Source organism: Edaphobacter lichenicola (genome assembly GCF_014201315.1).
GTDB lineage: Bacteria > Acidobacteriota > Terriglobia > Terriglobales > Acidobacteriaceae > Edaphobacter > Edaphobacter lichenicola_B.
In genome coordinates this window covers 24,497-39,561 of record NZ_JACHDY010000007.1, presented here as the reverse complement: position 1 = coordinate 39,561, position 15,065 = coordinate 24,497, and the positions used below count along the sequence as shown (strand labels likewise).

11 protein-coding genes and 1 riboswitch are annotated in these 15,065 nt (G+C 56.8%); of the genes, 8 read left to right on the top strand and 3 right to left on the bottom strand.

Annotation, left to right across the window (positions count from 1 at the left end; all coding sequences use genetic code 11):
* The first annotated feature begins 18 nt into the window (after nucleotides 1–18).
* From HDF09_RS18890 to HDF09_RS18875, 4 genes are all read left to right on the top strand, one after another.
* On the top strand, nucleotides 19–723 hold the full coding sequence (locus HDF09_RS18890) for a CoA transferase subunit A (RefSeq protein WP_183769028.1): 705 nt from the start codon (nucleotides 19–21) through the stop codon (nucleotides 721–723).
* The gene (locus HDF09_RS18885; protein WP_183769027.1) at nucleotides 720–1,385 is read left to right on the top strand and encodes a 3-oxoacid CoA-transferase subunit B; all 666 of its coding nucleotides are present in this window, start codon (nucleotides 720–722) and stop codon (nucleotides 1,383–1,385) included. Before HDF09_RS18890 ends, HDF09_RS18885 begins: the two co-directional genes overlap by 4 nt.
* Before the next feature lie 73 nt (nucleotides 1,386–1,458).
* A riboswitch (cobalamin riboswitch) is annotated at nucleotides 1,459–1,651 on the top strand.
* A 153-nt stretch (nucleotides 1,652–1,804) separates the two neighbouring features.
* On the top strand, nucleotides 1,805–6,115 hold the full coding sequence (locus tag HDF09_RS18880) for a cobaltochelatase subunit CobN (RefSeq protein ID WP_311720006.1): 4,311 nt from the start codon (nucleotides 1,805–1,807) through the stop codon (nucleotides 6,113–6,115).
* Nucleotides 6,112–7,824: an AAA family ATPase gene (locus HDF09_RS18875; protein ID WP_183769026.1), complete on the top strand. Its 1,713-nt coding sequence runs from the start codon at nucleotides 6,112–6,114 to the stop codon at nucleotides 7,822–7,824. Before HDF09_RS18880 ends, HDF09_RS18875 begins: the two co-directional genes overlap by 4 nt.
* Nucleotides 7,825–7,915: 91 nt before the next feature.
* Here HDF09_RS18875 and HDF09_RS18870 read toward each other — a convergent pair whose 3' ends face one another.
* Nucleotides 7,916–9,100: a diflavin oxidoreductase gene (locus HDF09_RS18870; protein ID WP_183769025.1), complete on the bottom strand. Its 1,185-nt coding sequence runs from the start codon at nucleotides 9,098–9,100 to the stop codon at nucleotides 7,916–7,918.
* A gap of 339 nt (nucleotides 9,101–9,439) precedes the next feature.
* Entirely contained in the window at nucleotides 9,440–9,739 is a 300-nt protein-coding gene (locus HDF09_RS18865) for a hypothetical protein (RefSeq protein ID WP_183769024.1), read from the bottom strand.
* 339 nt (nucleotides 9,740–10,078) lie between these two features.
* Here HDF09_RS18865 and HDF09_RS18860 point away from each other — a divergent pair, with 339 nt between their 5' ends.
* On the top strand, nucleotides 10,079–11,251 hold the full coding sequence (locus HDF09_RS18860) for an ankyrin repeat domain-containing protein (protein WP_183769023.1): 1,173 nt from the start codon (nucleotides 10,079–10,081) through the stop codon (nucleotides 11,249–11,251).
* 143 nt (nucleotides 11,252–11,394) lie between these two features.
* Entirely contained in the window at nucleotides 11,395–13,020 is a 1,626-nt protein-coding gene (locus tag HDF09_RS18855; RefSeq protein ID WP_183769022.1) for a FecR family protein, read from the top strand.
* Between the two features lie 59 nt (nucleotides 13,021–13,079).
* Here HDF09_RS18855 and HDF09_RS18850 read toward each other — a convergent pair whose 3' ends face one another.
* Nucleotides 13,080–13,865, bottom strand: coding sequence for a TetR/AcrR family transcriptional regulator (locus tag HDF09_RS18850; RefSeq protein WP_260181801.1), 786 nt, complete (start codon nucleotides 13,863–13,865; stop codon nucleotides 13,080–13,082).
* Nucleotides 13,866–13,983: 118 nt separating this feature from the next.
* Here HDF09_RS18850 and HDF09_RS18845 point away from each other — a divergent pair, with 118 nt between their 5' ends.
* Both HDF09_RS18845 and HDF09_RS18840 read left to right on the top strand, forming a co-directional pair.
* The gene (locus HDF09_RS18845; protein WP_183769021.1) at nucleotides 13,984–14,613 is read left to right on the top strand and encodes an FMN-dependent NADH-azoreductase; all 630 of its coding nucleotides are present in this window, start codon (nucleotides 13,984–13,986) and stop codon (nucleotides 14,611–14,613) included.
* Nucleotides 14,614–14,671: 58 nt separating this feature from the next.
* Complete coding sequence (locus HDF09_RS18840) at nucleotides 14,672–15,061, top strand: hypothetical protein (protein ID WP_183769020.1); 390 nt, start codon at nucleotides 14,672–14,674, stop codon at nucleotides 15,059–15,061.
* Nucleotides 15,062–15,065: the final 4 nt, after the last annotated feature.

The window sequence follows — 15,065 nt, the reverse complement described above, 5'->3', positions numbered from 1 at the left end:
ACGTGAGGTTTTTATCCGATGAATAAAGTCGTTCCGACAGCAGACGACGCTGTGGTAGATGTTGCGCCAGGTTCTACGATAATGCTTGGCGGCTTTGGTCTTTGCGGGATCCCAGAGAACCTGATCGCCGCCTTAGTGAAGCGCAGGATTACCGGACTGCACACGATAAGCAACAACATGGGCGTTGACGGCTTTGGCATGGGGTTGATGTTGGAGGCCGGCATGATCGCCTCGCACATCGGCAGCTACGTGGGCGAAAACCGTCGGTTGGAGGCCCTGGTATTGAAAGGGGAGCTGGATCTAACCCTGATTCCGCAAGGGACACTCGCTGAACGGATTCGTGCAGGCGGCGCAGGTATCCCGGCGTTCTATGTGCCGACGGGTTTAGGTACGGTTGTGGCCGAGGGCAAAGAAACACGCAAGATTGGCGACAGGACTTATGTGCTTGAGCAGGCGCTTCATGCAGACGTTGCACTGATCAAAGCCTGGAAGGGAGACCGGTTGGGAAATCTGATCTATCGTAAGACGGCGAGGAACTTCAATCCGGCGATGGCGACTGCTGCGAAGGTGACGATCGCAGAGGTCGAGGTGCTAGTTGAGCCGGGTGAGCTTGATCCGGATCACATCGTTACTCCAGGAATCTATGTAAACCGCATTGTGGTGGGCGCGGCATATCGAAAACCAATTGAGTCGAAGTTTATTGAATCCGGAGGTGCCTTGTGACAGGGAAGGAGCGGATCGCACGGCGGATTGCACGTGAGTTTCACGATGGCTTTTATGTAAATCTTGGCATTGGACTGCCAACGATGATCGCAGGATATGTGCCTGCAGGCATCGATGTAATGTTTCAGTCGGAGAATGGAATGCTGGGTGTTGGTGCGCCTCCGACCGATGAGTGCGCTGACCCTGATCTTATCAACGCGGGGAAGCAGCCGGTGACAGAACTGCCGGGGTGTTCGTTTTTTGCGAGTGAGGAATCGTTCGCGATGATCCGCGGCGGCCACATGGATATGAGCATCCTTGGGGCGATGCAGGTGGACGAGCAGGGCAATCTCGCCAACTGGACGATTCCGGGAAAGATGGTGAAGGGCATGGGGGGCGCTATGGATCTGGTTGCGGGGGCGCGTCGAGTGATCGTTGCAATGGAACATCAGACGAAGGATGGAGCTTCGAGAATTTTGAAGGAGTGCACGCTCCCGCTGACTGGACAGAGTGTAGTGCATGATATTGTGACGGAGCTTTGCTGGATTCGGGTGACCGCCCAAGGGCTGGTGTTGACCGAAGTCGTAGAAGGCATGAACGTCGCTGAAGTCCAGGCGCGGACCGAGGCGAAGCTTCTAGTCTCTCCGGATCTATGCGTGATGACCGTCAATCCGTTGGTCTAGCCAAAGTATCCGCTTGCGAGTTCACTCTATTGACGCTGACGCGAGCGCGACATCTGTGCGGTTTCGTTGTGGTATAACGAAATCTATCTCGGGTGCCCACCAGGGCATAACAGGGAAGTCCGGTGAAGAGCCGGCGCGGTTCCGCCACTGTAAGTGAGGAAAGCTGCTTTGAAGTACCACTCGGCCGAGGGCTGGGGAAGGTAAAGCGGTGTGCAGAGTTCCTGCAACCTCCAAGCCAGGAGACCTACCCGAGAATACCGGCAGACTTCTGCGGAGAACAGGAAGTTGCATGATTATTATTTCCATACAGTTTCGTATTTGGACTTACTGCCTCGAACCTGCTGCCAAGGCATCAGAAAGAGGTGTAAGTCTTGACTGATATCCATCGCCAACGCGTAGTACGGGCGGATGGGCGGCCTGTGAATATCGTGCAGCGGCGCGCGCACCTCTCCTATTGTTTCTCAGGATGCTGCTGTGGAAGGACGGAGCGCGGTTATGCGCAGGTCCCGGTCGAAACGTATAAAGAAGAGTGGACTCGCCGGAAGATGCGCAATACGATCCATCTGACGAAGGCTGGGTGCCTCGGGCCGTGCGTGCTGTCGAATGTTGCGAGTCTGGTCTTTGATGGACGATCGGTGTGGTTTCATTCCGTCAACAGCCCTTGGCAGGTGAAGCAGATATTCGAGTACATCGATGCGATGTTGGAAGCAGATCGCTTTTTGCAACCGCCCGAAGAACTGCTTGAGTACGTTTTTAACTTCTATGACTGGGACGTGCGACCTGCGGTTCCAGCCTCGATTGTTGCCGAGAGCGTACAGCCAGAGGTGCACGGCATCGCCCTCTTGACGCACGCAGATACCGATCTGATGACTCTTCAGAACGCGCGCGCAGCACTTCCCTCAGATTTGGATGTTTTTCCTTATTCGCTGAACGGCTTGCGCAGCGAGGAACAGATGGTGGCGCTGCTAGAGGGAAGCTTAGCGCGCGTTCAGATTATTGTGTTGCGTTTGCATGGACCACTGAACTCTGTCGCCGGATTCCCTCTTCTTCGCTCTAAGTGCATGATGCAGAACCGACCCCTCGTAGTGGTGAGCGGCACCGGAGAGATGAATCCCGAGTTTCTCAGTGCCGGGACTGTCGATCCGGATGTAGTCGCGTCGGTGACGACTTATCTCGAGCGCGGTGGAACATCGAATGTTGTGGAATGCCTGAAGTTTTTGTCTGACCGTCTCCTGATGACCGGGCACGGCTATGAGAAACCTACAACTCCCACAGAGCACGGAATTTACATGCAAGATCTAGAGCATGCGGAGTATCAAGACTGGCAGAAACGCGCAGATCCTGCGAAGCCTACCGCAGCCATCCTGTTTTATCGTGCTCATCTTCTTAGCGGAAATACTGCGTTCGTTGACGCTCTCGCTGAAGCACTGGAGTCTCACGGCTTGAACGCGCTCTGCATCTTCACCTCGAGCATGAAGGCTCTGGTGGATGGTTTCCCAGCGGCGCTCAGGCTGGTAGAACGACGCGTCAATGTCGTTGTCACTACGTTATCTTTTGCATTGGGCGAGATAAATACCGGTGATGTAACACTCGTAGGCGAGAATGTTTCGATTCTGGAACGGTTGGGAGTTCCCGTTATTCAGGCGATCCCAAGCGGGATGCCAAGAGGAAACTGGGAGATCTCGCGCCGCGGTTTAAACGCATTGGACACAGCGATCAATGTAGCACTCCCGGAGTTTGATGGCCGCATCATCTCCGTTCCGGTCTCGTTTAAGGAACGGGGAAATGCTCAATCCGGAGATTTGTATGTCCCTCACCAGGAGCGCGCAGATCGAGTGGCCGGAATCGCTGCCCGGCTTGCGAGACTCCAGACCCTATCCAATCCTTACAAGCGTGTCGCGTTTATTCTTACAAATTCATCGACCAAGGCTGCGCAGGTGGGAAATGCAGTTGGTCTCGATTCGCCAGCGAGCTTACTGAATCTGCTCCGCGCCATGAAGGGACGCCGGTATATTGTCGGAGATCTGCCGGAGTCGGCTGATGATCTGATTCACGATCTTCTTTCGCGTGGAACGTATGACGACGCGCATCCCCTCGATGGGCAACGTGCTCATCGATACTCGCGCACGCTGTATCGGCGACGTTTCGAACGCTTTCCTGATGTTCCACAGAAGCGGATGAAAGATATGTGGGGGCAGCCCGCTGATCGCGGATATACGCTGCGATCGACTTCGCCGAAGATCGATAAGAAGCTGATGAGCGAAGTTGCAGCTCAGATTGCCGCGATGAACTTTGAACCATTTAGTGATAATGACGATTACTTGTTTGCAGCAATGCATCTCGAGAACGCACTGATTGCGATCCAGCCGCCGCGGGGGTACGGCCTGAATCCTGATGCCATCTATCACACCCCTGATCTTCCGCCGACTCATCATTACACGGCGTTCTACCAATGGCTGGGGACTTCCGTGGAGAATGGTGGATGGGGTGCCGATGCAATCGTGCATGTTGGAAAACATGGAACGCTCGAATGGCTGCCAGGAAAATCTGTTGGTCTGTCGGAAGAGTGCTTTCCCGATCTACTACTCGAAGACATGCCGCTGATCTACCCGTTCATCATCAATGATCCGGGAGAGGGGAGTCAGTCGAAGCGAAGAGGCCATGCGGTAATTGTGGATCATCTGACACCACCGATGACGAGTGCAGAGACCTACGGACCGCTCGCGGCACTAAATCAACTGGTGAATGAGTACTACGCGGTGGAAAAGCTGGATCCGTCGAAGCTGCCTTTCATTCAACAACAGATCTGGGAGTTGATTCAGGATGCGAACCTGAAAGCGGATCTCGATCTAAAGAATCTGCTATCGCGTGATCATGGCGATCATAAACATGATTGGGATGACGAGCTCACGCCGGAGGGCGTTCCGGTCACGCTGGCGGAGATGAGCGGAAGCGACGTTGCCCATCTGATTGAAGATATCGATGGGTATCTGTGCGAACTCGGCATGGCGCAGATACGCGATGGTCTGCACATTCTTGGCAACATGCCACCGCTTCCGGAGATGCTTCGATCGATGACTCGACTGGAGAACGTGGGATCGCCCAGCCTGCTCGGTGCGATCGCCCGCAATCTTCAATTTGATTACCGAGAACTTCTCGACACTCCAGGAAAAAAGCTAGATGTTGCTACTACTCTGTCTGACACCGTTTGTTACGCAAATGCTGACGTCCTCGATGTGCTGGATCGAATGGCCCTAAGTCTTTATACGAAACTTGAAGAGCTTGGCTTCCGTGTTGATCGTCTGGAAGAGTTGCAGTACGCCGTCGTCGGATGTGCTTCGGACGAAGTCTCGAGGGCGCTTACTTTCGCCTGCCTGCAGATTGTTCCAAATCTTGAGCGAACGGATGAAGAGGTTGAGCATGTTCTCGATGCTTTGGAAGGCCGCTATATCCCCGCGGGCCCGGCTGGGGCACCGACACGTGGTATGGCACATATTCTTCCGACTGGTAGAAATTTCTATGCAGTCGACCCACGCGCCCTGCCTTCTGAAGCTGCGTGGCGCGTAGGTCAGCAGCTAGCTCGCGAGGCGATAGAGCGTTATCGTGCCGAAGAAAACCAGTACCCTGAGACAGTAGGGCTCAGCGCGTGGGGTACTTCGCAGATGCGTACGCACGGTGACGACGTAAGCGAGGTTCTGGCGTTACTCGGTGTGCAGCCGGTGTGGAATAAACAGTCCAGGCGTCCGGAAGGGATCATTTTGATTCCATTGGAAAAACTCGGCAGACCGCGTGTGGATGTCACACTTCGCATCAGTGGTTTTTTCCGGGATGCGTTTCCTCATCTTATTGACATGATCGATGACGCGGTCGCGCTCGTCATTCAGCAAGATGAACCGCTGGAGATGAACTTTCCTAAAAAGCATTATCTGCTGGACCTTGATAAAAATAGCGATCAGGGAGCCGAAGAGGCAGAGGCTTCTGCGCGCTTCAGAGTCTTCGGTGCGAAGCCAGGTACTTATGGAGCGGGCATTCAAGCGCTGATGGAGACACATCACTGGAAGACTGACGGGGATATCGCGCAGGTGTTTCTCGAATGGGGCGGCTACGCGTATGGCAAGTCGGCGAATGGTGTGGATGCCCGACACATCTTTGCCGAGCGGTTGAAGAGTGTTCAGGTTGCGTTACATAACCAGGACAATAGAGAACACGACATCTTTGACTCTGATGATTATTTTCAGTTTCACGGCGGCATGGTGGCTACTATCCGAGCTCTCACAGGAGTACAGCCCAAGGCCTACTTCGGCGATAGCTCCCGTCCTGATGCAGTCCGCGTGCGCGATCTGCGCGAAGAGGCTCTGCGTGTCTATCGCTCGCGTGTCATTAACCCGAAGTGGATCGAGAGCATCAAGCGTCACGGTTACAAAGGTGGCCTGGAGCTAACCGCGACGGTGGACTATATCTTCGGCTTTGATGCGACGGCGCATATTGCTCCGGATTTTGTCTATGAAGGACTTGCACAAGAGTATGCGCTTAACCGTGAGACACAGAGCTTCCTGAAAGAGTCAAATCCCTGGGCGTTGAATGCGATCGCAGAACGTTTGCTCGAAGCAAAGGAACGCGGGCTTTGGGAGGATGCTAAACCAGAGACGCTCGACGCGCTGCGTGAAGTTCTGCTCGACAGCGAAACCTTGTTGGAAGCGCGCGGGGAGACTAGAAGGAGCACGGTATGACCGGCCCGGCTTATCCGTTCGCTGCGATTGTCGGCCAGGAACAGATGAAGATGGCGCTGCTTCTCGCCGCTGTGGATTGGCGCCTGGGAGTGCTCTTGCGTGGAGACAAAGGCGCGGGGAAGACCACGACGGCGCGAGCGCTCGCCGAGTTGCTCCCGAAGCCTGGGCGCTTTGTGAATCTGCCCATAGGGATAACGGAAGATCGTCTTTTAGGTGGGCTGGATTTAGCGAGTACGTTGAAGGGCGAACCGGCGCTCCGGCCCGGCCTGGTCGCAGAAGCAAACGGTGGCATTCTTTATGTCGACGAGGTCAATCTTCTGCCGGACCATCTTGCCGACGCGCTATTGGATGCAGCCGCGACCGGCGTGAGCACAGTCGAGCGAGAAGGCTTTAGCGCAGTGCAGGAGGCACGATTCGTTTTGATGGGAAGCATGAATCCGGAAGAGGGATCGCTGCGGCCACAGTTACTCGATCGGTTTGCCCTCGTTGCCGATATTACTGCCAGCGGATTGGCGACTGAAAGACGGGAGGTCGTTGAACGGCGCTTGATTTATGACGCCGACCCTGCACTTTTCGCGGCCCGGTGGATGGAGCAGCAGATATATCTTCAGCAGCGGATAGCAGCTGCGAGGGTGATGCTTCCGTCTGTGCAATGTTCTACCGTTATGTTGGAGCACATTAGCACGATCGTTTGTGAACATGGAGTCAGATCCCTTCGTGCAGATCTCGCCATAGCGCGTGCGAGCTGCGCACAGGCCGCTCTGCTGGGTTGTGAAGAGGTTACGGACGAACATATCGGGGCCGTGCTGCCGCTTGCCTTGGCTCACCGCATAACGCATTCACCTCAGAAGCCACCTCTTCCACAAACTTCTCCTTCACTATTGCCCCAAACACCGGCGCAGAGCAGGGAGAGCGAAGAGACCGATGAAACGACGGAGCAGCGCTTTTCTTCTCTGTCAGTCAGAACACCCGAATTGCGTTGGACTGCAAATGGCGGTAGAAGCGGAGCAACCGGGGCGCGCAAAGGGCCGGCACCGGGTCCCGTTGTCAGAAATAGAAAGAGCGAGAGCCCCGCGGAGCTGGATTCTCGCTCTTCCGTACTGGAAGCTATTGCCCGAACTGGTCGACCGAGTCCGCGTCTGCAGGATTTATATGACAAGGTGCGTGAGCCGATAGTGGGGTCGCGGTTTTTGTTTGTGGTGGATTCAAGCGGGTCGCATGCCGCGCGCGAACGGATGCGAGTGGTCAAGGGGGCGGTGGCCGGGCTGATTGAACGTTCCCTGCGTCGCCGTGACGAGATAGCCGTGATTGTATTTCGCGGAGAATCTGCCGAGATTCTAGTTGATCCTACAAGCGACGTAGCGGCGGTGGTTGCTGCTTTGGAGTATTTGCCGACAGGTGGCCGTACCCCTCTTGCGCATGCGCTTGAACTGGCGAATGAACTTGTGACCCCCGAGACGCTCTTATTGCTTGTCACCGATGGGCGGGCCAATGTTCCTTATCGCAGCAACGACGCCTGGGATGACGCGTTGCAGGCTGCGGCTAAGATTCGATGTCCCGGTTTGGTCGTCGACACCGAGTCGAGCAACCACGCATTCGGTAAGGCGAAAGAACTTGCCGACGCTATGCGTGTGGAGTGCATTAGCCTGTCAGAGTTTGAAGCAGGATATGATTTTGCCGTTCTGCTCAAGAACAGCGTTGATCGGTAAAATCGCGGACTCTATTTTCTTGAGATGGGGGATGTGACGGCTTGGTGCAAGCTCGCCACATCCCCTCGTATCCCCTTGGTGTCGTGCGGTTTTAGTAGACGTCTCGCTGGTAGCGCTTTTGTTTTTTCATGGCGGCCAGGTACTCGGCGGCGTGGTCGAGGGTGCCGTTCGAGCCTCGGGCGATGACGTCGAGGAGGGCTGTCTCTACGTCCTTGGCCATGCGGGTGGCGTCGCCGCAGACGTAGAAGTAGGCTCCGCGCTCCAGCCACTGGTAGAGCTCTTTGCAGTGCTCCTGCATGCGGTCCTGAACGTAGACTTTGCGGGCCTGGTCGCGGGAGAAGGCGGTGTCGAGGCGGGTGAGGATGCCGTCCTTGTGCATGGCCAGGAACTGATCTTTGTAGAGAAAGTCCATGGCTTCGCGTTGTTCGCCGAAGAAGAGCCAGTTGTCGCCTTTTTGGCCGGTGGCCTGGCGTTCTTCGAGAAAGGCGCGGAAGGGGGCGATGCCCGTGCCGGGGCCGATCATGATGACCGGTTTGGCGGTGTCTTCGGGGAGGCGGAAGTTGTTGTTGGAGTGGAGGAAGATCGGCATGGCGGTGCCTTCGCCGGCTCGGTCCCCGAGGTGTCCGGAGGCCACCCCCTGGCGGTCGCGGCCATGGGCTTCGTAGCGGACTACGCGGACCGTGGTCTGGACGTTGTCCTTGTGCATGGCCTGGCTGGAGGCGATGGAGTACATGCGGGGGGTGAGGCGCTGGAGGATGTTGAAGAGCTGCTGGGGGTCGGTGACGACCCTGGGGAAGTCGGTGGCGAGGTCGACGAACTCTCGTCCCCAGCAGTACTCCTCGGCGCGGGCCTTGTTTTCGGGGCCGATGAGGCATTTGAGGCCTTCGATGGTGGGGGCGAGTTTGGCGTACTGGCCGACGGAGCCGCGGGCGAGCTTGCCGATGCCGAGGCGGGTGCGGAGGGCCTCTTCGAGGCTGATTTCGACCTTGTAGTGGTCGAGGACGCGCTCGCGGCCGGTGTAGTGGAGGGCTTCGAGGACCTCGGCTACGGCGATGGCGCGGTTTTCGGGGATGATTCCGACGGCGTCGCCGGGGGTGTAGGTCATGCCCTCTTCGAGGGTGAGCTCGACGTGGCGGGTCTCCTTCTCCGAGCCTTCGCCGGTGAGGAGGCGGTTGTAGGTCACGGTGGAGAGGAAGGGGTTGTTGCGGGTGTATTTGGACGCGTGTCCGCTTGCCTGCTGGTCTTTTTGGGCTTCTTGGGCTTCCACTTCAGTCATTTTTCTATGGTAAAACGCATCGGGGCAAAATGCTTGCGAAGGTGTGTTCTTTTGCGGTGTCTTCGTGGTGTTTCGGTGGTGCGTTGTGGTGATTCCGTGGTGTGTTGTTGCCTCTTGTCTTGCGGTATTTCTGAGTCGAGTCTCTTTGGACACCCTCCCCCCTCCCCCTTGGGGCATTTTGCAGGAATGCTTTTTGTTTACATGGGTTTGCGGGTGGGTAGTGTCTGTAAGCTATTGATTGCAGATTGGTTGCGTACAAAATACTTGTTTTCTATAGCTTACACAGGCAATAAATACGTTTGCCTAACCCACTGGCAGTTTGTTTCTTTGCATTGGCGATCATTTGTTTGTGCCAAAGATGAAGATGATTGATGCCAGCGACGCAATGCTAAAAACGATTCCGACCACTCGGCTTCTTCCTCGGCCAAGACAAGAAAGGATCAATGTTGTGACAGAACAGAGTGCAGCGGCGATAAATAGGTCAACAAATATGCCAGCACGATTTTCTAAATATTGACCGACAGACCATGTTCTAAAGCCAGCTTCCAAAAGACAGAAAGCGATTGCCACGATGCCGAACACTGTTACTGCGGTTGTCGCTCCAATCGAACCAGCTTTCGCACTATTCATGCCAGCCATGCTACCGCACTCCAAGATTGCAGAAGCTAGACCGCTCAAGCGGCGGGCTGGAGGTTGAGGTTCTTTTGCCCTGATTCCATTATAGATGTGAGAGTGTAACTGATACGCAACCTAGATTTGTTTCAGAATGAGTGACTTGAGTGGGTTGCGGGCTTGACAGCTTTCGCGCCTGCGTCGAGATAGAGGTTGTTCGAGAGGTTGTGGTACTCTCGCCGGTAGCGCAGAGGGCGCATCCGGTCCGCGGAGAGGACAGAAGTCCACCTTGCTTTTACAAATTGCGCCACGAACTTACTTTCTGCCCGCGAAGCGCGGACCTGGGCATACGAGAGGAAGTTCGCCATGCCAGTTCGACAGCTCCCACCCAAGCCCAACCTCGACCACCTCAAGCATCAAGCCAAGGATCTGCTCCGTGGTCATGCTGACCATGATCCGCTAGCGGCACAGCAGATTCGAGAGTTTCATCCGCGGTTTCTCCGCGTGACCGATGCTGAGGTCTTCCAAGCTCCGTTCAAGCTGAGCGATGCGCAGGTGACAATTGCTCGTGAGCATGGATTCCCAAGTTGGGTCCGATTGAAGTCGCATATCGAGAGGCCAACACTCTCCGGCCAGATCAGCTTGCCGCATCACGAACGAATTGAGGATGCGGCGTTTCGTCTCGCGGTGAAGCTTCTCGACGCGGGCGATGCGGCGGGTTTGCGTTCGCATCTCAAGCAGCATCCCAGGCTGGTTCATCAGCATGTTGTGTTTGAGGGGGGAAACTACTTTCGGAACCCGACGTTGCTGGAGTTTGTGGCGGAGAATCCGATTCGCCATGGCAGTCTGCCTGCCAACATTGTCGAGGTAGCCAAGGTGATTCTTGATGCGGGTGCGGAGCGTTCGGCCATTGAGGAGACTCTGATGCTCGTCTCTACCGGCAGTGTCGCTCGGGAGTGTGGCGTCAAGCTTGATCTGATCGATCTGCTTTGCGATCGCGGAGCGAATCCTGAGAGTGCTCTGCGGGCGTCTGCCCTGCATGGAGAGGTTGACGCGGTAGATGCCTTGATGGCGCGTGGCGCACGAATCGATCTGCCGGTCGCGGCTGCGCTGGGCAGAGTCGACGACTTTCGCCGTCTGCTTGCAGCGTCCGACGGTGAGGATCGTCATCTTGCATTTGCGCTGGCGTCGCAGTACGGTCAGGTCGAGATCGTCAGACTGCTGCTGGATGCCGGAGAGGACCCTAACCGTTACAACCCGGTTGGAGGGCACTCCCACGCTACGCCTTTGCACAACGCTGCGGTCGCGGGGAATGAGGAGATGGTGAAGCTTCTCGTTGAGCGCGGTGCGAGGGTGGATAGGAAGGATGTTCTGTGGCGAGGGACTCCCGCGGATTGGGCCAGGTACGGCGGTAAGACGGAGGTTGAGAGGTATCTTCGTTCGTTACCGGATGGTGGCTCGGCAACGGCAGAAGGTGCAAGTAAAGCAAGGGCTAAATACGGGGATTCTTCCCCTTCGGCAAGCTCAGGGTCAGAATGACGGCCCTTTTTTGTATGGAGCCTTTCTATGTGTGACGACAAAAAAGCCAGACTATTTGAGTTTTGGTGACACCTTGGCTGTAGTCGCGGACGTATACTCCCCGCAACTGAAGTTGCACTGTTCTGGTTGTTGGGAGGCCGGTGATGAAGATCGGATTCGGATGCGGAGTGTTTCTGGCGATGGCGTTTTCGGTGGCGGGAGTTGCGGCCGCGGGAGCACAGAGTGGAGCGGCCGCGGAGCAAAGTAACCCGTTAGATCGGGATTCTGCATCGACTGCGCACGTGGCGACGGCTGATGTGGTTACGGCTGATGTGTCAACGGCTCGTGTCCCGGTAGCTGGTACACCTACGGCTGATGTGGCAGCGGCGCGCGTGCCCGTAGACAACGGGGCGCGGCCGGGCGATTCGCACGTAAGGATTGTGCGACTGAGTGATGTGAAGGGAACGCTCTCGCTCGATCGTAAGACGGGAAACGGCTTTGAACAGACGATGCCGAATATGCCGATCATCCAAGGCGAGAGGCTTCGGACCGCCGAAGGGTACGCTGAGGTGGAGTTTGAGGACAACAGCACGCTGCGTGTGGCGCCGAACTCGCTGGTGGAGTTTCCGCTGTTGGCGCTGCGCAGCTCGGGAGCCAAGGCCTCGACGATAGAGGTAGTGCGGGGGATGGTGTATGTGAACCTGCAGAGCACGAAGGGAAATGAGTTCGTGCTGCGGGCGGGAGATCAGACGATGACGGTGTCGCCGTCGACGCATGTGCGAATGACGGTGGCTGACGGGAAGACGGTTGTCTCGGTCTTCAACGGAAGCGTGGAGGCGAAGCACGGCTCGGAGACGACGCTGGTGACGAAGAAGGAGTCACTGACGTTGGGTGGAGAGCAGGTGGTTGTTGCGAAGAAGATCGAGGAAGCGCCGTCTGATGCGTGGGATAAGGAAGCGAACGAATATCATGCGCGCTACTCGCAGGCGAATGCGATGGTGGCTGGAGGCTCTACCTATGGCTTGAGTGACCTGAACTACTACGGGAACTTTATCAATGGCGGAGCGTTTGGATCATTCTGGCAGCCGTATCTTGTGGGCGCAGGATGGAGTCCGTACGGTAACGGTGTGTGGGCGCTGTATCCGGGAGCAGGCTATTCGTGGGTGTCACCGTATCCATGGGGCTGGCTGCCGTATCACTCTGGCAACTGGTCGTTCTTCCCGGGATATGGGTGGGGATGGCAGCCGGGTGGCACGTTTAATGGATTGAACAATGTTGCGAGTGGTGGTGGCGGGGCAGGGGGGCTGGTCGGGACTGCGGTGCATTCGCCCACGCGTGCTGCTTCGCCGCAAGCGCCGACCGTGGGCGCAGGCTCGCTGGTACTTGCGAACCATACGCCAATGGTCTTCTCCAAGGAAGATAAGCCGGGGAACTTTGTGTTCCAGAAGAACTCGGCGGGGTTGGGCGTGCCGAGGGGGTCGCTGGGAAGCCTGAACAAGATTTCGAGCCATGTAGAGCAGCACGGATCGGCAAATATGCAGGTCTATGCTGCCGCGCCTTCTGCGGGGTTCATGTCGTCGAGTCACGGTGGGAACAGCGGGCCGGTTACATTGCGTGCAGGAGCGCCGATCCAGAGTGCGAATACATCGAATGCTCCAGCATCGCGAACGGGATCGTATGGGGGATCTTCGGCGTCATCGTCATCGGGCGCTTCTCATAGCCTGAGCGCTCCGTCGGCGAGCGGCGGGTCCTCCGGAAGCAGCGGCCGCGGTGGATCTGCTCCGAAGTAGAAGCTTACTGGCCGCGAGGTTATTGCGTGCGGGAATGTGCGCCCCAACGGTCAGATGGGTCAGGCTGAGACGGTGGGCGGTGTAGTTTCGGCGAGTGCGAGGACAGGCGAGACGAGGGTGAGGATGATGTCTGCGATGTGGCTGGAGGGGGGGCGGTTGGGGGTTTGGGCCCACTCTTTGGCGGCGCCATAGATGGCCCATGCGGTGGTGGTGGCGATCATCTGGGGGGAGCTGGGGGCGGCGGAGGGATGCTGTTCGAGGCCATAGAGGAGCATGCGGCGGACGACGGCGATGATGGCGGACTCCATGTGGGGCTCCATCTGTCCGGGGCGGTCGGAACAGAGGAGTTGGGCAGAAGCGATGAAGTCGCAGACGCCGAGGACGATGGCACGGAGGGCGGAGGTGCAGGTGCCGTTGAAGGTGACTCCGCGTTTGGAGAGCAGCTCGTTGAAGCGGGTGGCGACGGTGCACTCGAGCAGGGCGAACTTGTCGGGGTAGTGGTCGTAGAAGGTGGCGCGGTTGATGGTAGCGGCTTCGGCGATGTCCTGCACGGAGAGGCTGTCAAACTGCTTTTCTTTCATGAGGTTGACGAGGGCCTGCTGAAGGAGCTTGCGGGTGCGGAGGATGCGCGGGTCGGTCGTCCTTTCCGGCGCTCGTTCAATGGGAGCTTCCCCGATTTTGGCTTCGGCGCTGTCCTGGACAGAGATGCTGTCGAATTCCTTGTCCTTCATTAGCTTGACGATGGCCTGTTGGGTTAGTTTCCGAGTGCGCGGAATGAGGGGGTCGGTGGTCTTGTTATGCACTCTTTCGGCGGCTTCCTCGAATTTTGGAGAGGATTCTGACATTGACCTGGCTCTATTTTACTCGACTTTGACGACGTTGCTTGCTTAAACGACATTTGTCGTGTTTTTATGAATCGACACAAGTTGTTTAAACGTCAGATGTTGTATAGGAGATTTTGCCATGCCCACTTTACTTGTTGTGAATTCCAGCCCCTTTCATGAGACCTCGGTCTCCCGCCACCTGTCCGAGGAGTTCGTTCAGAACTGGAAGCAGGCGAACCCGAACGGGAGAGTGATTACCCGCGACCTGACCTCGAGCGATCTGAAGACGGTCGACGCTGCGTGGGTTGGGGCTTCGTATACGCCGAAGGATGCTCGCACAGCGGAGCAGAAGCAGGTGCTTGAGGTGTCGGACACGCTGCTCGGCGAACTGCGGGCGGCCGATGAGTATGTCTTTGGCGTTCCGATGCACAACTTCGGGGTTCCTTCGGTGCTGAAGCTGTGGATCGACCAGGTTGCTCGCGTTGGCGAGACGTTTGCGTATTCGGAGGCAGGGCCGAAGGGTCTGTTGGTGGGGAAGAAGGCTACATTCCTGGTGGCTACCGGCGGGGTTTATGACGCGGGGACTGCGATGGCTTCGTTCAACCACGTTGAGCCGTATCTGCGTTCGGTGTTCTTCTTCCTGGGTGTGACGGATCCGAAGTTCGTGTTGGCTGGCGGCGCTTCGGTACTGATGTCTGGGCAGGCGGATCGGGCGACGTTCCTGAAGCCGCATGTTGAGGCGATTCGTTCGCAGTTTGTGGCGGCTTAATCGCTGAGTTGTTAGTTGAATTTCCAAGTTAGTTGATCTCCAAGGAGGAGGTATTGTTATGAAGATCGCATCGCTGGTTGCCAGGTATCTGCTTGGCTTTATCTTTCTTGTCTTCGGATTGAACGGCTTTCTGCACTTCATTCCTACGCCTCCTCCTCCGGGAGTGGCTGGGGATTTCATGATTGTGCTGTTTGAGTCGCACTATCTGGTGATCATCTTTCTGCTTCAGCTGATTCCGGCGGTTCTTCTGCTGATCAACCGGTTTGTGCCGCTGGCTCTGGTGTTGCTTGGGCCGGTGATCGTGAACATTGTCTGCTTCCACGCGCTGATGGCTCCGGCAGGGTTGCCGATGGCTTTGTTTGTGACGGCGCTGTGGGTGCTGGTGGCTTATGGGGTGCGGTCGGCGTTTGCGAGGTTGCTGCAGGTGCGGGCTTCGGAGACGGCCTGAAGAG